Raw genomic sequence first — 18546 nt, 5'->3', positions numbered from 1 at the left:
AGCAGGCGTTGACGATCGTTGATGCTGTTTCGACAAGAAGGCGTGATCCGCCGATCAAAGCGCCGCTTTCGCCCGCTCCTCGGCCACAAGTTCCTTCCGGCTGAGTTTGCCGATCAGCGTTTTCGGCAGATTGAGCCGAATTTCCACCGCCGCAACGCGCTCATGCTTGCCCAATTGCGGGTTGAGCCAGTCGCGCAGCTCTTCGCCCGTCGCATCAATCCCCGCGTTAAGTGTCACAAAAGCCTTGGGTATTTCACCATGATAGACATCCGGAATGCCGATCACCAGCGCCTCCTTCACCGCTGGATGGGTATAAAGCACAGCCTCAACCTGGCTGGGAAACACCTTGAACCCACCCACGGAAATCATGTCCTTCAGCCGATCGACGATGCGGATATAGCCATCGGCGTCGATCAGCCCGACATCGCCGGTGCGCAATCCCCCATCGATGAAGATTGCGGCATCTGCATCCGGGCGATTCCAATAGCCGGCCATGATCTGCGGCCCATGAATGACGATTTCGCCCGGCTCGCCATCTGCCGCCGGCCGCGATGGATCGTCCCGGTCGACCAGGCGAAAAATCGTCGCCGGCAGCGGCTGGCCGATCGTACCGGCGCGATTTTCGCCTTCATAGGGATTGGTGCTGGCAATGCCGCTTTCCGTCAGGCCATAACCTTCACACAGCTTGGCGCCCGTCACAGCTTCGAACCGCGTCTTGAGTTCCGCGGCAAGCGGCGCACCGCCGGAAATGCAGACCCTTAGCGAGGCGAAGTCAGTCGTCGCGGTTTTCGGATGGTCGAGCAGCGCCTGATACATGGTCGGCACGCCCGGCATGCTGGTGGCTCGCGTCCGCTGGAGCGCCGCCAGCGCCTGCCCTGCGTCGAAGCGCGGCAGCATGATGATTTCCCCGCCGGCCATCACCGTGCGGTTGAGCACCGCTGCATTGGCGAAGATGTGGAACAGCGGCAACACGCCCATGATGCGATCGATATCATCGCGATGCGGATCGATCGCAACCATCTGGCGGGCATTGGCCGTCATCGCCTGATGCGTCAGCTTGGCCCCCTTGGGCGTGCCGGTGGTCCCGCCGGTATATTGGAGCAGCGCCACATCCGTTCCCGGATCGATCGCCACGGCGGGCGGTTTCCCGTCATTGTGGATCAGGGCCGAAAACGGGATAATCCGGGGGTCATCGGGCCGACGCGTCACCTCCGACCCGCGGAACAATCGGTAAAAAAGCGATTTGGTGGCAGGCAAGGCGCCGGCGATCGAGCCGACGACCAGATGCTCCAGCGCGCTTTTCTCCATCACCGCAAGCGCCGTGGGCAACAAGGCCGTGGCTGACAGCGTGAACAGTATCCGCGTTCCGGAATCCGCAACCTGGTGCGCAAGTTCGTCCACCGTATAGAGCGGCGAAAAATTGACGACGGTCGCACCGAGCATCAGCGCGCCATAATAAGCGGCGATATAGTGGGGAGTGTTGGGCAGGAACAGGCCGACGCGATCGCCCTTGCCGACACCGAGTGCCGCCAACCCGGCTGCGACACGACGAACGCCGGACAGCGTTTCGGCATAGCTATATTTGCGGCCCATGAAATCGATGAGCGCACGATCCGGCCAGCGCGCGGCGGATGCCTCGAACATCGCCGGCAGGCTCATCGGCGGGAAGTGCATTTCCCAGCTAGCGGGGTGGCGGTAGGCCTGATGCCAAACGGATACGGGATCACTCATGACGCTAACGTAAGCCGGGTGCGTCGATGATGTAAACCGGCAGAACCGATGCCGCGTCAGCACCGTGCGCCATGTTGCGGTGGCGCACGGTGGGAAGGAGTTACTTCTTGAACGGATCGATGAAACCGCCGGGCAGAGTGCCGGGCGTCTCACCGCTCAGCGCCGCATCGGCGGCGCGGGCAGCGGCATCACGCTGGGTGCGCAGTTCGTCGATCAACGCTTCGCGATCGCCTTCGAGACGGTCGTCAACCGGTGCTTCGATACCAGCGGCCTTGGCGGCCTTGGCAACGATCGCGTCCAGTTCGCGCTGCGAACACAGGCCCAGCGTAACCGGATCCTTGGGTGTGATATTGGCGATATTCCAGTGGGTACGATCCCGGATCGCAGCGATCGTGGTGCGGGTGGTGCCGATCAACTTGCTGATCTGGCCATCTGATACTTCCGGATGGTTGCGGATGATCCAGGCGATACCATCCGGCTTGTCCTGCCGCTTGGACACCGGCGTGTAACGCGGCCCCTTGGTACGACGCACCTGTTCCGGCCCTTTGGGCATCGCAAGCCGATAATTGGGATCGGCTTGGCCCTTTTCGATTTCAGCCAGCGTCAGCTCGCCCGCGCGAACCGGATCACGCCCGGTCAGCTTGGTCGCGGCCATGTCATCGGCGATGGCCTGAATTTCGAGGATGTGCAGCCCGCAAAACGCGGCGATCTGCTCGAAACTGAGCGCCGTATTGTCGACCAGCCAGGATGCGGTCGCATGGGGCATGAGCGGCTGTGCCACGGGAACATCCTCCAGAAATAAATAGGGCCGCCCCTTGCGGAGCGGCCGATGCGTCGCCCTGATGTAATCGGCAGGGGCGCTGAGAGCAAGAAGAATGGGATTCAGGCTGCGCGCAGAGCCGAAGACACCGGAACCAGCGCCGCCAGAAACTGCTCGGCACTCGTCCGCCAGCCAAAGCCGCGACCATAAGCGGCGGCGGCAGAACGATCGAGCGCAAGCGCCCCGTCGATCGCCATCCCCAGATCATCCGCCATGCATCCCGATCGGGGATCAAGCACATCGATCGGGCCACTGACAGGATAGGCCGCAACAGGCGTACCACAGGCCAGCGCCTCGATCATCACCAGTCCGAATGTATCGGTTCGGCTGGGGAAGACGAGTATGTCTGCACCCGCATAAGCGCCCGAAAGCGCATCACCGGAAAGCCCGCCTAAAAATAGCACGTCCGGATATTCGCGGCGCAGCGCCGCCAGCAATGGGCCGTCACCTGCCACCACCTTGGTTCCCGGCCTCTCCACCGCAAGGAAGGCCCGGATATTCTTTTCCACCGCAACCCGGCCGACATGCAGCAGGATCGGACGGGGCAATCCCGCATAGGCCGGATGCGGCGCGGCATCGGGGTGGAATTGCGCGAGATCCACCCCCCGCCCCCACGGCCGGACATTGCCAACGCCATGCGTTTCCAAGGTGCGCCGCACTGTCGGCGTCGATGCCAGCACAGCGGCGGACGGCGCGTGAAACCAGCGAATATACCGCCATACCCAATCCGCCGGCAGCTTGGTCCGCCGGGCAACATAGTCCGGAAATTGGGTGTGATAGGCTGTCGTGAAAGCGATACCGTGACGCAGGCACCAGCGCCGGGCGGCCAGTCCCAACGGGCCTTCGGTCGCGATATGCACCGCGCCCGCGCGCGCTGCCATGATCCTTCGGCCAACCTGCTGCGCCAGGGCGAATGCCAGCCTTATTTCCGGATAGGTCGGGCACGCCATCGACGGGAACATATCCGGCGAAATGACGATGACATGGTGGCCCATCGCCGCCAATTCCCCCGCCACCGCCTGAAGCGTGCGAACGACGCCGTTCACCTGCGGTGTCCAGGCATCGGTGACAATGACGATGTTCACGCCGCAATCCTTTGCGCTGCGGCGCGCACCGCCGTCCGCGCTGCGATCTCATCGGCCCAGTGAAGGACCTCCATCCGCCCGTCGAAATGCTCGACAAGGGCGGTGCAACCCTCCACCCAATCGCCATCATTATAATAAGCGACACCGGCTATCTCACGCATCTCGGCATTGTGAATATGGCCACACACAACGCCGTCGACATGCCGCACCGCCGCCTCATGGGCCACCACCTCCTCAAATCGGGAGATGAACTCGACCGCATTCTTCACCTTGTGCTTGGCGTGCTTCGACAACGACCAGTATGGAAGGCCGAAACGCCGTCGAACGACGTTGACCAAAACATTCAGCCGCATCAGCAATTCGTAGGCAGCATCACCCAGGAAAGCGAGCCAGCGATGCGCCAGCATGATGGTGTCGAACTCGTCGCCATGTAACACAAGCAGCTTGCGGCCGTCCGCCGTTTCATGAATCGCTTTGCGACGGATTTCGATGTCGCCGAACGTCATCCCGGTGAACTGGCGGAACATCTCATCATGATTGCCGGGGATATAAACGACACGGGTGCCACGCTTGGCCCGTTTCATCACCCGCCAGACGATGTCGTTATGCTTGGCAGGCCAATACCATTTCCGCCGCAAGCGCCAGCCGTCGATGATATCGCCGACCAGGTACATCGTTTCACTGTCCGTATGGTCGAGAAAATCGATCAGCATATCGGCGTTGCAACCACGCGTACCGAGGTGGACGTCTGATACCCATATCGTGCGGTAACGCCGCCGCTCGCCCTCACGTTCAGGGTGAATGAAGACCGGATCGCGATAATCCGCGAGATCGGCAACGGCAGCAATCCGGGTGATGGCGTTCACGGGCGGCCCCCCTTTACGCTTTTGGCTTATCCGGCAGCGTATCGCGGAGTTTTGTTACAGTTCGAACATCACCGGAACGAAGCCCCGGCCGCCCGCATCAGGCCGTGATCGGAATATAGCCGGGCGTCCGCCCAATTGCCGCGATCCACGCGGAAATCGCCGGATAATGCGTCAGATCAAAGCTGCCTTCTTCGGCGACATGAGTGTAAGCATAAAGACAGATATCGGCGAGACTGAGCGCCCCGCCGACGAAGAATCGCTCCCCTGCCGCAAGATGTTTTTCCATCACCGCCAGCGCGGCGTCGCCAGCTGCCCGCTTCGCCGGGATCGCCGCAATCTGAACTTCGCTCAGCGCATCCAGGCCGACAAAAGCGAGCCAGAAACGCAAGGTCGCGATGTTCGGCTCATGGTTATATTGTTCGAAAAACATCCAGCGCAGCATATCGGCGCGGTCGAACCGATCGTCCGGGATCAGCCTCGATCCATCCGCAAGCCATATGCATGCCGCATTGCTTTCGGGTAGAAAACGATCACCGATCTGGAGCGTCGGGATACGGCCATTGGCGTTTATCGTTGACAGAAATTCGGGCGTCCGCGTGGCGCCGGCCAGAATATCATATTCACGTCGCTCGATCGGGCGCCGAGCAAGGCCGCCGTCAGCCTGATTTTGTAGCAATTCCCGCTTCTTGCATATTCGTGGAGGATCAAAGGGACCATGGGCTGCTCCGTTCGGTTACCGCGTCGCAGAAGCCGCTGCTGCCCAACATCCCCGAGGTGAAATTATGATCAGACCGTAAGAACCAACAGATGCAGCTAGGCAACCCGGTATCATGCGAACATTTTACATAATTTCACCATCCAATACGAACGGAATACCGACTCGTCGGATTGACAACCTCGATGATAAAATTGCCTAAGCCACTGATGAACATACAGGAGTATCGGCGTTGAAAGCTGTCATTGCGGCGCGCCTTAAGGGTTCGAGGCGCACGCAAAAGATGGCCTGCCTTTCATCCGCAATCATACTGCCGTTCCTGTTTGGGTTTGCGGCGTTGCAATCTGCGCAAGCCCAAACCATTGCGGCCACAAACTCCAGCACCTCATCGGAACGACCGGCCGATCCTATAGGCATGTCACCGTCCATGTATGGCGCACCCGATCCAATTTCGGCGACGCCTGAACCTGGCCCTGACTGGAATCTCGCCCCCACTGCCCCGTATCAGAGGCCATTGCCCGGCCCGCCACAGCCCGACGCGCCTTCAATCGCGATCGACGAAAGACGTTACGCCTCGTTCGGAAGCCAGATGAATACGGTCAAATGGGAGGTCGCGGGCCTGGCGGCGTACATGACGGCAATAAACGCCGGGAAAGTCATCAAGGACCCTCAATCCTTTCGCTTTCACAATGAAGGCTGGTTCGGAAAATCGACTTCGAACGTTGGCGTCGACAAGTTCACGCACGCATATAATTCCTATCTGATCGCCGAATTTCTCCATACCCGTATCAACCGTAGAACCGATGGCGCCAGCGGTGGCGCCTTGACCGCAGCGCTGCTGGCGTCCGGCCTGATGATCTACAGCGAACTGTATGACGCACATGAAGCGACAAGCGGTTTTTCGGTGCAGGACGTCATCGCCAACACCGCAGGCGCGGGATTTTCGCTCTTGCGCAATACCGTTCCCGGCCTGAAGGAAAAGCTCGATTTCCGTCTGCTCCTGATGCCGAATTCCGATATCTACACGTTCGAAGGCAAACGCCACTTTGCCCAGCAACGCTTCCTGTTTGCACTGAAGCTATCGGGCTTCGAAAAACTCGAAAATAGTCCGCTACGCTTCGTGGAAATTCATGCAGGCTATTATGCGCGGGGTTTTACGGCGCAGGATCGCGCACGCGGCAAAGAACCACAGCGCAAGCCTTTTGTCGGTGTCGGCCTCAACCTGCGGGAACTGTTCTTCAAAAACCCTTCATCCGGGCTTGGCCGCACCGCAGGCGGGGTACTTGAATATCTGCAAGTCCCCTACACCGCAATTCACGTCGATTAAGCGATACGCCCCGTCCCGGCTCAATGCGCCGCCGTCTGCCCGGTTTGGTCCAGCACCATGCGGCGATAGGCGGTCGGCGAAACACCGGCCCACGCACGGATCGCACGGGCAAGGCCATTGGCTTCCGCGAAACCCGCGCGCGCCGCGATCTGGCTGATCGGGATTGAACCGTCGTGGAGACAAAGCAAAGCTACCTCGCGACGGACATCGGCCTTGAGTGCGCGGTAACTGGAACCTTCGGCTTCAAGCCGGCGACGCAAGGTCTGCCCGCACATGCCAAGGCCCTCGGCCAGCGTTTCCAGCTTGGGCAAGGCATGGTGGCTTTCAAGGTGCGCGCGCATCCGTGAACGGATCGCAGTCACCAGCCCATCCCCGACATCATCCACCGTCAGCATATCGACCGAACGATGGGCAAGGAAGCGGGGGATATCCGCGGGCACCCGCACCACCCGCCGGGCAAGGATCGAACGGGGGAAACGCAGTAGCGCCATTTCGGCACCGAACCGGCAATCGCAGCCCATCACCTCCAGATATTCGCGCATCGGCACCGCCGGTTCACCCGGCAATTCGGCGGCGATAGCGGCAAATTTCTCGCCCATCAGCCACTGCGCGAAGCGTTGCCAGAAGATCAGCCACCAGCCGGGCAGCATCCGTGCGGGATCATGCCCGGTATCGGGGATCGAAACCGTAACCACCGCGTCGTGTGCGCCATCGTCGGCCAGCGTCAACGCCATATCTTCTGTGGCCACCGCATAGAAACGGAACGCACGGTCCAGCGCCTCGCCCACCGTGGCACTCAGCGTGCCAATCTCGCACATCAGGGCGAACGCGCCGGCACGCAGCGGATGTGCCGTAAGCCCGCACAATTCATCGCCCATCATCAGCTTCGCATTCCGCGAGATGACCGATAGCGCCATCCCGTCATAACGACCGGCGACCGGCACCCGCCCTTCCGCAACCAACGCAGGATCAAGCCCGCCACGCTCCGCACTGGCGAGAAAGGTACGCGCATAATGATCGATGAGCATGGCCGCAGCCATCTGGTCCGCTCCCGATTGTCCAGGCCAGGACGAGCTTAATGATCGGGCAGGGCTTGGCAAGGCAGGTGATGCAACCTCAGCCAGCGGCATGACCCGGGAGGCTTTCGATAAGGCTGGCCGTGTTTTGAAGCACGGTGGCCACCGGCTCCATTTCACCCGATCGGAATATCCGCGATCGCACCCACAGACTTTCTGTACGCCTACTCCCGCTCAACCCGACCACCGCGCGCTCGACCTCGTAGATTTCGTCCACGAACAACGGCCCGGCAATCATCCGCACCTCATGATCCACGATCAGGTCTACCGTTGGCCCACGCACCGGGAACGGATCACTGTCGAACAGCTGGTTCACGAGAACACTGACCATTTCGAACGGCAGGATCGGTCGCCCCCAGGGATTTTCCCCACTGGCATACCAGGGCGAAGGCTCGGTTATGGCGGCCAGCTTTTGCGCCAGCGTAAAGGGGTAAAGCGATCCCATATGATCATCGAAACCCACGCATACCGTTTCACGCGGGCGGATCATGCCAACGGCCACGTCGCGCAGGATGATCCGTTCAGCCGGGGCCTGTGCGCCAGCCAGCCGTCGATCCAGCTCGCTTGCGGCATCTGCACCGATTGATGCGGTGCCCGACAGGATCTCCACGCCATCCGCCCGTTCCGTGCGGATCGCAGCCACGCCCCCGGCCGGCTCGGCCATGAATGCCCGCACCACATTGCCGTCGGTGCAGGCGGCGCGATAATGCATCGACAGGCAGCCACGTTCGAACCAGTCCCGTCCCCAGGTGGCATAACCTAAAGGCGCGAACTGGCTGAGATGGGTTGGCCCTTCGATCGTGCCGCCGGCAAAGCCCATGGCCTGGGCGACTGCATCGTCGTGGATCGTCGCCGCGCCGTGGAAATCCTGATCGCCCAGCATCTGTCGCGGGCGACGCGACGACCCCATCATGTGGCCGTCGCGCCGTTCGATCGGCGTGTCGAACGCCATCGTGTTTGTCATGCCTGTCAGTTCGTCGCGAACATCCTCAGGCCATTGTCGCACACGATCTTGCGACGATCCGCATCGGGAATGCCGGCAGCGGTGAACTGCTTTTCCATCAGCGCGCGCGAATTGGGCCAGGACGTCGCCGGATGCGGGAAATCGGTGGACCAATAGAGGCAATCCGGACCGAAATATTCATAGCAATATTTGAGGCCAAGCGGCTCATACATGAACGTCGCCCCCATCTGCCGCTTGAAATATTCGCTGGGCAGCAGCTTGAGGTTGGGGAAGCTGTAATGCCCCTGAATGATGCGGCCATCGAGGATCATGTCAAACAGGAACGGCAGCCAGCCCAGCCCCGGCTCCACGAACAACACCTTGAGCTTCGGGAATTTCTCCAGCGTACCCGACAGAATCCAGAAACAGATCGTTTCGGCAAGCTGGAAGCCCGGCAGGCCAAGCGCCACGCCCTTCATCGGCGTCGGATCGCGCTTGATCAGGTCATAGCCCTTCTCATTATTATCGAGATGGTTGAGGATCGTCAGCCCGGTTTCCTGGATAACGCTCCACAGCCGATCATAACGCGGGTCGAAATAATCAGGCAGGCCGAGTTCGGTGGGGAAAGGCGGCAGCTGCACGCAACGCGCGCCGCGCTTGGCCACGCGTTCGACTTCCTTCACCGACGCATCCACATCGTGCGGCAACAGTTGATAGGCACACATCAGGCGTTGCCGATCGACCGCCGCGAAATCGGCAATGGCGTCATTGAAACCCGACAACATCTCCTTCCAGTCATTGCCCATGATTTCGGGGCTGCACATCTTGGCGCCACCGACTTCGGGGAAGATCACCTCGGCGAACACACCGTCGCGATCCATCGACTTGAGCTTGGCATGCGGTTCGTAATGGCCCGGATCGTTCCACGCCACGGGATCCATGATATCGTTGATATCGGGAATGAAGCCACCGCGCTTGGCCAGTTCCAGCGCCTGATACTTCTTATTGCCGTCGATCCAGCCCTGACGGAGCCGTTCCGGCAGTCGCGGCGTCACCCACTCGTCGGTGTAAAAGACGTGAGAATCGACAGAGACAAGCTTTTCGTCCGGCGCGATCGAGGGTGCGGTTGCCATCTGGCCTCTCCATTATCATTGTCCGGGCTTCGGCCCGCCGGGGATGAGGCTATGAATTATCCCCGGACGTGAAAAGATCAGAAGGTGACAGCCAAGGGATCAAAATCGGACGTCGAGAGCCGATGCCACGCACCAAGCCTTGCGCCCGCCAGGCAACCATGCGGTGCCGCATACCAGTCAGAATCAGTGATATTTCCGCGAAATTCAGCAGGTAAGCCAAACCGGGATACCCAACGGACATCGCAATTCATATCGTGTAAAATGCGCGCCACTCGACTATCGGCACAATAGAGTCGGCTATCTTTACAATATTCGCATCACATCTTTCTCCGTTCAGCCACAAGCCATCGGAATCGATCACATTTCGATTCTGGCCCGCTTCTTGCGATAATCTTCGCAGAAATTGAGCAGAGGAGGCGTTATGAAAAAGACATTCCTACTCGCGGCAGCGGCCACACTGGCATTTGCGATGCCCGCGCAGGCAGCCCTCGTGGCCAGCGGCATTTCCGGTGTGACGAATATTGCCGGAACAGGTAATGATTTCGAATCCCAGCTGGCGGGTCTCGGCCTCACCCGCAAGGCAACCAATTACAGCATCGGCGTTACCGGCGCCCCGGTTTTGATCAGCGTTTATCGGGTCGGGGCGGAAAGCGCGCTCACCGATTGGGTGCAGGTCAACACCACCAACGCCTATGCCGAAAACAACGATACCTGGGATCTCAATGACTTCCTGATTTCGTTCACCCAGAACTCCAACGGCGCGCTGGGCGGCACGATCAACTTCCTGTCCAACGGCAATGGCCTGGGCGGCGGTGGCGCGGCGCTTGGCGCAGGGCAGGTCGCGGTGTTCCTGCCGGGAAATCTCAGCGGTGAAGGCGGCAATTCCTACACTGCGAACGACCTGTTTTTCGGCTTCAACGACAGCGGCAGCTCGGATGGCGATTATGATGATTATATCATCCGCATCAGTTCCAGCGCGGTTCCTGAACCCCAGGCATGGCTCATGATGATTTGTGGTTTTGGCCTGATCGGTGGCTCCATGCGCTATGGCCGCAAGGCGCTGACACCCACTGTCGCCTGAATTTACATCGGGGGAAGAATGGCTCGCCACCCTTTGGCGGGCCATTTTTTTTCATCCACCAGTTCCGGCCGCAGGCCACGGTCTTCGTGCGAACGGCCGTTCAGCTTACCCGCGGCCTCGTTCGCGGTGCACGCGCGGAGACTCTACACACCCTTTTTCGCGCGCACTACCCTACGCCGTCTGCCCCATCACCATGCTGCTGACGCGGCCTTAATGGCGATGTTCACGCCGCAACTGATAGCGGCCGTCACGATAATCATCGAAAATCCCTGAAATGGCAGGATGATCGACAGGTTCGTCGCTCTGGTCATGCTCCAGATTTTGCTGGCTGACATAAGCGACATAGCTGCTGTCGGCATTTTCGGCGAGCAGGTGGTAAAAAGGCTGGTCCCGTGCGGGACGGACGCCTTCCGGAATGGCGTCATACCATTCTTCGCTATTGGCAAAAACGGGATCGACGTCGAAAATCACCCCCCGAAACTCAAGCAGCCGGTGCCGTACAACGTCGCCAATCGCAAAACGGGCATGTGTCACGGCCGGGGCAACCAGCTGCGCCTGACGATCCAGGGAAAGCGAAATATCCTTCATCATACCCTTTATCTAGGCTTTGTCGGGCCGGACGCAAGCAGGACGCTTGGCAAGCCCGATTTCATCCGCTAATGGCCCCGTCCATCGACACACCACCCGGCTCCGGGTGGCCTGCCTCGAATGCGGAGAGGTGCCAGAGTGGTCGATTGGGACGGTCTCGAAAACCGTTGTGCCGGTAACGGTACCGTGGGTTCGAATCCCACCCTCTCCGCCACTTTCCTTTAAAAAAAATAAGCGAAATTTCAGATTTTTGGGATCCTGCCCTAGCGCCGAATTGCGGCGGCCTGTCGAGCGGAACGCGCATCACCCATGCCCCTCATTTATTGGCGCCGCTTTGAGCGAATCCCCGGTCGGGTTCTCAAGACCTAACTGTGGTCAAGAACAGGCTCGGCGCCTTTAGCCCCCGCACCGGTGACAACTGCCGTTCGCCGGCAGCTCTGCTGCTATTGCCGTGTCCACCGACGATCCGGCCGTTCGGGTGGCAAATCCGGCGCCCCAGTTCAGCTTCAGCTGACCGGCCTCCGGCAAAGCCGGAGCGGCTCACTCACATCGGCCTACCGCCACCAGCGTTATGGGTTCACGACCTAAAATCGGGATCGAGCGAGAGTGACGTTGTTGCCCCCTAAATGACCTGACAGGGCCTTTATTGGGCAACAACATCGCATTCAGAATGCGAACTTGAATTCCAGCCCGTAGGTTGCCGGTTCACCGTAAGCGAACGTCTGGCCGGTATAGCCCGTGGCGGGTGCGCCGATCGCAGTGACCGTTGCGCGGTAGGCCCGGTCGGTGATGTTGCGGCCCCATAGAGCGACGCTGGCATCTCCCCCCTTCAGTTCAAAGTTCACCGTCAGCCGGGCATCGAGTGTGCCATAAGCCGGGATCGCCCAATAATCGCGGCCGACAATGGCGGGACCTACCGGGCTGCTGGCGAAGGCCGCATCCTTCCATTGATAATTGGCGTGGACGACGACGGTACCGCTGTCGCCATCGAAACGCAGGAAGGTATAATCCACCGCACCGGAGAAGGCGTGCTTGGGCGCATAGGCCTGGCCGAAGCGAGAGGCGACATTCTGGCCAACCGTGAAACCCGAATCCGGATTCACGGCCGGGTCCAGGATCGTGCCGGCGCGGGCCTTTACGGTTTTGATCCGGCTGTGAAGATAGGCGTAAGATGCCGTCAGCAGCAGATCATCGATCGGTGCGATCGTGACATCGCCTTCGAACCCGCTGATCCGCGCCTTGCCGGCGTTGATAGTCTGGTTGATAGTCGGATCATTGCGTCGCAGCGGCAGATCGAGTTGGATTTCCTTATAATCCATGACGAAACCGGCGAGGTTGATACGCAGGCGACGATCGAGCCAATCCGATTTAACCCCTATTTCATAATTGGTTACGCTTTCTGGCCCGAAGGTTTCGGCGAAGAACAGCGCGCTTTCGTCCGAACCGCCGGCGCGGTAGCCGGTCGAGAATTTCGCATAGAGCATCAGATCGTCGGACGCCTGAAAATTGGCGGTCACCGATGGATTGAAGCGCGAGAAGCGCTGCTGGTTGGTAATATCATTTTCGGGTGGGCGGGCGTTGAAGCTGGTGCCATCCGGCTGGGTGAACACCGAACTGAGATCGCGCGATGCGCGCCGCGTATCGCGCGTGTAGCGCAGCCCCCCGGTCAATGAGACGCGATCATCGAGCAATGGCGTGGCCCAGGTGACCTGGGCATAAGCAGCCTTTGAGACGGACAGCATATCGATCATCCGCTGCGTGCGGACCGATCCCGCCGGCGCGCCGGCCGCCGCCAGCACGGTGCGCGTGTCCTGATAGTGATCGCCCTTTTCGCGGAAATAATAGAGGCCGGCGACATAATCGATGCGATCACCGATCGATCCGACGAACTGCAGTTCCTGCGAATATTGGCGCGTTTCCATATCGTCATAGGGCCGGATGCCGGTGACGCGATTGGCGGACGGCGTGCTATAGACTTCGGCATAATCCTGGATCGTCTGCGAACTGACCCGCCGGTAGCCACTGAGCGAGCGGATCGTGAGCGCATCGCTTGCTTCCCATTCGACGGTGAGCGAATGACCGTTGAAGTTCATTTCGCTCCTGTCGAGATCGATCGGCCGATAGGTTTGCTTGCGCGACACCGTATAGCCGGGGATGAAGCCGATCAGATCCGGGTTGGAGAAATAAAGCGGCGTGCTGCGGACGCGGCCGATATCGAAGCTGTAATCCACCGTCACCGTATCGGCCGGCGTCCAGCGGGCGGCGATCTGACCGGCGGTTTGCTGGCGCAGGCCGAAATCTTCGCCCCCTGCATTCTTCGTCCAGCCATCGATCGTGCTGTAAAGGAAGGTGCCCTTGATCGCGAGATTGCCGATCGCCGGCAGATCGACATTGGTCAGGCTGCGGATGTGATCGCGATTGCCGACAGTGAGGCTTTCGCTGACACCCATTTCGCCGGTGGGCTTCTTGGTGATGATGTTCACCGCACCGCCCGTGGTGTTGCGGCCGTAGAGCGTGCCCTGCGGCCCGCGCAGCACTTCGATCCGTTCGATATCGGCCAGATCCATCGTCGCGCTTTGCGGACGCGAGAGATAGAAACCATCGAGATACAGGCCGACCGCACCATCCTTGGTGATCTGGAATGGATTATTGGTGCCCTGCCCGCGCATATAGAGTTGAATCGTCGTCGGCGAATTAGGGTAAGGCGCCGAATAGAGGCTAGGCGTCGTCGCGGCGACATCGGCGACGGCGGTAATACCCATCGCCGTCAACGTATCGGCCGTATAGGCGGTGATCGCGATCGGGGTGACTTGCAGATTTTCAGCCCGCTTCTGCGCGGTGACGACGATATCCTCGATCCCGCCGGCGGCGCCGGCAACCGGCGCGGCCTCGTTGGCGTAAGCGGGGCTAAGGCTGCACAGACATGTGCTGGCAAGGGCTGAGATCCACAGGCGATTCATGGCTTATCCTCTCTGAAGCCGGCGCACGGGTCCCGCCGCGCTTTTGCTGCGCGGTCGGGCCTATGGCCTTGTTGAAAATGGAAATTGGAGGCGTGCGGCCTAGGCGGCGACCGATCCGGCCCGTTGTGCGCCCCGGACCAGCCGGCCCGGCAACGCGCCCGTGGGCACGCCATCGCGCTGGATGGTAACGCCGCCCACGATGGTCGCGCTGTAGCCTGCTGCGGCCTGGATCATCCGCCGGCCGCCCGCCGGCAGATCATAATGGACGCGCGGCGGGCCGAGGGTGAGCGCATCGAAATCGATGATGTTGATATCGGCCTTGTAACCGGGCCGCAGCAGCCCGCGATCGTTGAGACCGATGGCGTTGGCGGTATCGTGGCTCAGCCCGCGAACCACTTCGGCCAGGGGCAGGCGATCGCGCTTCCGGTCACGCGCCCAATATTGCAGCATGAAGGTGGGCAGGCTGGCATCGCACAGAAAGCCGAGGTGCGCGCCGCCGTCGCCCAGCCCATAAACGCTATGATCGTGGCGCAGCATTTCGCGCGCAGCATCCAGCGATCCGTGGGCATAGTTCACCGATGGCAGCATCAGCACGGCCTGCCCGTCCTGTTCCATCATCAGATCATAAGCGAGTTCGGCCGGCGTGACGCCGAGGCGCGCGGCGCGGGCCGCGACATGGCTTTCGGGGGCGGGTTCGTAATCCGGCGCTTCGCCCAGCGGATACATCAATTCCCACATGCGCAACAGTGCCGCACCGGGAAAGTCGGACGGATCGGGCGTTTCGGTCACGATCCGCTGGCGGACATCGGCGTTATGCAGCGCCGCCTGCCGCTCGCCCCGCGGCAGAGACAGCAGCGACTTGAACGTCGGGGTGAAGACGAACGGATGATAGCTGAGATCGAAGCCCAGCATCATGCCGACCGGCCGGCCGCTGACCTGGCCACGCACCGACAGGCCATCGGCGTTGCAGTCGCGCGTCCAGTCCATGATCGTGCGCCATTTTTCCGGCGCCTGATGCCACTGCATCACCGACAGCGAGAGCGGCCGCCCGCTGCGTTCGACGACGCGGCGGAACATGGCGAGTTCGGCATCGACGTCGGTGAAATCGGACACCGCCTGCAACACGCCGGCGCCGCGTTCGCGCAGTGCCAGTGCAATTGCCGTCAGTTCGTTTTCGGCGGCCGCCAGCGTCGGGATATGGCTGCCATCGCTGGCACGGTGATTGAGCGTGCGCGATGTACCAAAGCCCAGCGCACCAGCATCGATCGCCTCGCCCGCTATCCGCGCCATGGCTGCGCAATCTTCGGCCGTGGCCATTTCCCGATCGCTCGCGCGTTCACCCATCACATGGACGCGCAGCGCGGCGTGCGGAATCTGGGTCGCGATATCGATGTCATAGGTGCGGTTGCCCAGCACATCGAGATAATCGGGGAAGCTTTCCCAATTCCATGGCAGGCCGGTGGTGAGGACGATTTCGGGCAGATCCTCCACCCCTTCCATCAGCTTCACCAGCCGGTCCCGATCAGCGGGGCGACAGGGGGCAAAGCCGACGCCGCAATTGCCGAGCAGGACCGAGGTGACGCCGTGGCCCGACGAGGGCGACAGGCTGTTTTCCCACGTCACCTGTCCATCATAATGGGTATGGATATCGACGAAGCCGGGGGTGACGATCTTGCCCCGCGCGTCGATTTCCTCACGCCCGGTTACGGCGGCATCCGCGCCGACCGCAACGATCCGGCCAGCCGTGATCGCCACGTCACAGTCGATAAGATCGCCGCCCGATCCATCGACAACCGTGCCCCCGCGAATGACCAAATCCGCTTCTACCGCCATGCCTGCCCCCGTTATCGTATGATGGAACGCCGCCCGGCGATCAGCGGCCGACCTTGTAAAGTTCGGCGGCATTGTCGTGGAGGATCCACGCCTTTTCCTGCTCGCTCAGATGCCCGGTCTGGCCGAGCAGCAATTCGCGGCTCCAGGGCCAGGTGGAATCGCTGTGCGGGAAATCATTGGCCCACATCAGCCGGCGCGGGTTCATCAGGCCCGTCATCTTGAGCGCGACCCAGTCATCCTGAAACGTCAGATAGACATTCTCATTGAAATACTCGCTGGGCAGGCGATCCATGTCGCCCATCTTCATCCAGAAGCGGTGGCGCTTATAGCCATGGTCCATGCGGTAGGCGAAGTGCGGCGCCCAGCCGGCATCGGCCTCGACGCAGACGAGGCGCAGCTTGGGATGGCGTTCGAACACGCGGCCCCAGATGAACACCCCGATAATATCCTGGATCGATTTCAGCAGCGCCTGCGTGGCATTCTGCGGCGGGCCGCGATGGCTGCTCGTCACGTTCTTCTGGCCGGCGCCGCCAACGCTATTCGGGCCGTCCTGACGGCTGGTGAGGATGTGGAAGCTGAGCGGCAATTCCAGTTCGACCGCCGCGCGCCACAGCGGATCGAAGCTCGGATGGTCATAATCCTCTTCGGTCGCCGGATTGCCGGGCATCATCACGCCGCGGAAGCCCATTTCCTTGAACTGGCGGAAATCCTCGATCGCTTCGGCAACCGAACGCACCGCCGTCTGCCCCATGCCCAGCAGGCGATCGGGCGCAGGCGCGCAGAACTCCTCGTGCAGCCAGCGATTATAGGCCCACATCGCGGCCTGCTTATAATCGGCATCGGGATGGTTGCAGAGCACCATGCCAACCGATGGATAGATTACTTCGGCGATGACACCTTCGCGATCCTGATCGGCCAGCCGGGCCTTGCCGTCCCACCCGCCGCGGTGGAGATCCTTGAAGAGCGTTTCGCCCTTCTTCATGTGCTTGGGATCCTTGCCGGCGGCCGCGACGATGCCCATCGGCACCGATCCCGGCATGCCATCGATGACGAAGGAATCACCGCCATCGAGATCCTGACTGACGCGCGGCGCGCGATCACGATAGGCCGGATCGATCCGGTCGATATAGCAATGCGGGGGTTCGGTGACATGCGAGTCCGCCGAAATGAATTTCTCCGGCAGCGTGTTGCCGGCCGCCGCCTGGCCCGTCTTTTCCAGCGTTTCGAGAATCGGATTCATGATGTCAGCCATTGGCCAGCCCTCCCGTCGGTGGCGGTGCGATCACCGCTCGCTACCTCTTGATGACCTGTCCTATGGCAGTGGAAGGCGACGACGCTCCATGTCAGATGGTCCGGTATGCTATGCAGATCGTCCAACCGCGACAATCAGTCATCGTCGCCCAGAAACGGCGTCCAGTGCATGTGGCCGGATATCGCCTCCGCATAGCGCGGCGCCTGCGCCCGCTGGTAGGCGGCCGGTGTGACCCCGAAAAAATTGCGGAAGGCGCGGGTGAAGGACGAGACCGATTCATAGCCGACATTCCAGGCGACATCGGCGACCGCAACGGGTTGCCAGCGCAGCATATCGGCCGCGCGCGTCATGCGCAGGCGCGTCACATATTGCATCAGCGGTTCGCCGACGACGGCGGAGAATTCGGCAGCCAGGGTCGATCGCGACACGCCCACCTCATTCGCCAGCCGGGCCAGAGTCCAGCGCCGATCGGGGTGCGAATGGACCAGGCTAAGGGCGATCGGAATACGAAAGCGGTCGACGCCGCCGGCAATCTGCAGCCCGTCCTTGAACAGTGCCGCGACCTCGCTGCGGACGGCCTGCATGAACAGAACGTCGAGCGTCGAGGTGAGCAGGGTCGTCGCACCTGGGCCGATCGCGGATCGGGCGAGGCTGGCGATATCGACATCCAGCAACGAACGCCCCTCGGCATCTGCCTTGCGCACGATCATGTGGCGCGGCAGGGCGCGAACCAGCGGGTTGACGACCGGCAAGTGGAACGCACCGCTCAACAGACGCGCCACACAGCGCCCACGACCGAAACGGATCGTCGGCGGGGAATCATGGGTGTGGGTGGCGACAAAATAATCCGACGCTGTGATCCGCGCATCTCGCGCCGTCATCACGATCTGCGGACGCGTGCCCAGCGAGGTGAGATAATCGCCCGGCCCCAGCCGCTCCACCTTGCCGGTACCGCCGGCATCGACGAACGCTTCGCCCTCCACAACCAGATGAAGAAACGCATTGCGAACGGACGTCAGCCGCGCGCCAGCGTCGGCGGCCAATTCGATAAACGCTGTGTCAGTCTTGGCGATCCGCACCGACTGCAGCAAATCCGACAGGGAGACCTTCACCGCAATTCACCCGCACAGTTCCGC

Annotated in this window: 14 protein-coding genes, 1 tRNA gene and 1 pseudogene; 3 read left to right on the top strand and 13 right to left on the bottom strand. The window is 61.1% G+C overall.

The window, feature by feature from the left end:
- Window positions 1–54: 54 nt before the first annotated feature.
- The 5 genes and pseudogenes from KC8_RS19420 to KC8_RS19400 all read right to left on the bottom strand — a co-directional run bounded on the left by KC8_RS19420 (window position 55) and on the right by KC8_RS19400 (window position 5219).
- Window positions 55–1731, bottom strand: coding sequence for a long-chain-fatty-acid--CoA ligase (locus KC8_RS19420; RefSeq protein ID WP_029624400.1), 1677 nt, complete (start codon window positions 1729–1731; stop codon window positions 55–57).
- A 100-nt stretch (window positions 1732–1831) separates the two neighbouring features.
- Window positions 1832–2512: a DUF1013 domain-containing protein gene (locus KC8_RS19415; protein ID WP_083831200.1), complete on the bottom strand. Its 681-nt coding sequence runs from the start codon at window positions 2510–2512 to the stop codon at window positions 1832–1834.
- 101 nt (window positions 2513–2613) lie between these two features.
- Window positions 2614–3636: a glycosyltransferase family 4 protein gene (locus KC8_RS19410; RefSeq protein WP_010124588.1), complete on the bottom strand. Its 1023-nt coding sequence runs from the start codon at window positions 3634–3636 to the stop codon at window positions 2614–2616.
- Window positions 3633–4502, bottom strand: a complete 870-nt coding sequence (locus tag KC8_RS19405; protein ID WP_010124586.1) for a UDP-2,3-diacylglucosamine diphosphatase — start codon at window positions 4500–4502, stop codon at window positions 3633–3635. The genes KC8_RS19410 and KC8_RS19405 overlap by 4 nt, the downstream gene beginning before the upstream one ends.
- A 97-nt stretch (window positions 4503–4599) precedes the next feature.
- Window positions 4600–5219 (bottom strand): annotated as a pseudogene (locus KC8_RS19400) (glutathione S-transferase family protein).
- Between the two features lie 230 nt (window positions 5220–5449).
- Here KC8_RS19400 and KC8_RS19395 point away from each other — a divergent pair.
- A complete protein-coding gene (locus KC8_RS19395) occupies window positions 5450–6544 on the top strand; it encodes a DUF2279 domain-containing protein (protein ID WP_232455587.1) in 1095 nt (364 codons plus the stop codon).
- A 20-nt stretch (window positions 6545–6564) separates the two neighbouring features.
- Here the strand turns inward: KC8_RS19395 and KC8_RS19390 are convergent, their stop codons facing one another.
- From KC8_RS19390 to KC8_RS19380, 3 genes are all read right to left on the bottom strand, one after another.
- Window positions 6565–7584, bottom strand: a complete 1020-nt coding sequence (locus tag KC8_RS19390; RefSeq protein WP_010124580.1) for an AraC family transcriptional regulator — start codon at window positions 7582–7584, stop codon at window positions 6565–6567.
- 76 nt (window positions 7585–7660) lie between these two features.
- The gene (locus KC8_RS19385) at window positions 7661–8584 is read right to left on the bottom strand and encodes a hypothetical protein (protein ID WP_010124578.1); all 924 of its coding nucleotides are present in this window, start codon (window positions 8582–8584) and stop codon (window positions 7661–7663) included.
- Between the two features lie 5 nt (window positions 8585–8589).
- Window positions 8590–9696 carry an amidohydrolase family protein gene (locus KC8_RS19380; RefSeq protein ID WP_010124576.1) on the bottom strand — a complete coding sequence of 369 codons (1107 nt, stop codon included), beginning with the start codon at window positions 9694–9696 and terminating at the stop codon, window positions 8590–8592.
- A gap of 421 nt (window positions 9697–10117) precedes the next feature.
- On the opposite strand from KC8_RS19380, the gene KC8_RS19375 reads away from it, so the two are divergent.
- Window positions 10118–10777: a PEPxxWA-CTERM sorting domain-containing protein gene (locus tag KC8_RS19375; RefSeq protein WP_010124574.1), complete on the top strand. Its 660-nt coding sequence runs from the start codon at window positions 10118–10120 to the stop codon at window positions 10775–10777.
- A 210-nt stretch (window positions 10778–10987) separates the two neighbouring features.
- Here KC8_RS19375 and hspQ read toward each other — a convergent pair whose 3' ends face one another.
- A complete protein-coding gene (gene hspQ, locus KC8_RS19370) occupies window positions 10988–11368 on the bottom strand; it encodes a heat shock protein HspQ (protein WP_010124572.1) in 381 nt (126 codons plus the stop codon).
- A gap of 121 nt (window positions 11369–11489) precedes the next feature.
- Between hspQ and KC8_RS19365 the strand changes: the two genes are divergently transcribed.
- A tRNA-Ser gene (locus KC8_RS19365) sits at window positions 11490–11579 on the top strand.
- A gap of 451 nt (window positions 11580–12030) precedes the next feature.
- On the opposite strand, the gene KC8_RS20555 is transcribed toward KC8_RS19365, so the two are convergent.
- The 4 genes from KC8_RS20555 to KC8_RS19345 all read right to left on the bottom strand — a co-directional run bounded on the left by KC8_RS20555 (window position 12031) and on the right by KC8_RS19345 (window position 18522).
- Window positions 12031–14325: a TonB-dependent receptor gene (locus KC8_RS20555; protein WP_010124570.1), complete on the bottom strand. Its 2295-nt coding sequence runs from the start codon at window positions 14323–14325 to the stop codon at window positions 12031–12033.
- 99 nt (window positions 14326–14424) lie between these two features.
- Entirely contained in the window at window positions 14425–16158 is a 1734-nt protein-coding gene (locus KC8_RS19355) for an N-acyl-D-amino-acid deacylase family protein (protein ID WP_010124569.1), read from the bottom strand.
- A gap of 40 nt (window positions 16159–16198) precedes the next feature.
- The gene (locus tag KC8_RS19350) at window positions 16199–17410 is read right to left on the bottom strand and encodes an amidohydrolase family protein (RefSeq protein ID WP_232455586.1); all 1212 of its coding nucleotides are present in this window, start codon (window positions 17408–17410) and stop codon (window positions 16199–16201) included.
- A gap of 134 nt (window positions 17411–17544) precedes the next feature.
- On the bottom strand, window positions 17545–18522 hold the full coding sequence (locus KC8_RS19345) for a helix-turn-helix transcriptional regulator (RefSeq protein ID WP_010124565.1): 978 nt from the start codon (window positions 18520–18522) through the stop codon (window positions 17545–17547).
- Between the last annotated feature and the right edge of the window lie 24 nt (window positions 18523–18546).

It is taken from the genome of Sphingomonas sp. KC8, assembly GCF_002151445.1.
In the GTDB taxonomy this organism is placed as follows: domain Bacteria; phylum Pseudomonadota; class Alphaproteobacteria; order Sphingomonadales; family Sphingomonadaceae; genus Sphingomonas_E.
This window is presented reverse-complemented; position numbering and strand designations above follow the sequence as displayed.

Bases quoted from the DNA above. Each gene is read 5' to 3' on its own strand.
- KC8_RS19350 (WP_232455586.1), bottom strand. From the start codon at position 17,410: ATGGCTGACATCATGAATCCGATTCTCGAAACGCTGGAAAAGACGGGC.
- KC8_RS19355 (WP_010124569.1), bottom strand. From the start codon at position 16,158: ATGGCGGTAGAAGCGGATTTGGTCATTCGCGGGGGCACGGTTGTCGAT.
- hspQ (WP_010124572.1), bottom strand. From the start codon at position 11,368: ATGATGAAGGATATTTCGCTTTCCCTGGATCGTCAGGCGCAGCTGGTT.
- KC8_RS20555 (WP_010124570.1), bottom strand. From the start codon at position 14,325: ATGAATCGCCTGTGGATCTCAGCCCTTGCCAGCACATGTCTGTGCAGC.
- KC8_RS19420 (WP_029624400.1), bottom strand. From the start codon at position 1,731: ATGAGTGATCCCGTATCCGTTTGGCATCAGGCCTACCGCCACCCCGCT.
- KC8_RS19385 (WP_010124578.1), bottom strand. From the start codon at position 8,584: ATGACAAACACGATGGCGTTCGACACGCCGATCGAACGGCGCGACGGC.
- KC8_RS19390 (WP_010124580.1), bottom strand. From the start codon at position 7,584: ATGGCTGCGGCCATGCTCATCGATCATTATGCGCGTACCTTTCTCGCC.
- KC8_RS19375 (WP_010124574.1), top strand. From the start codon at position 10,118: ATGAAAAAGACATTCCTACTCGCGGCAGCGGCCACACTGGCATTTGCG.
- KC8_RS19380 (WP_010124576.1), bottom strand. From the start codon at position 9,696: ATGGCAACCGCACCCTCGATCGCGCCGGACGAAAAGCTTGTCTCTGTC.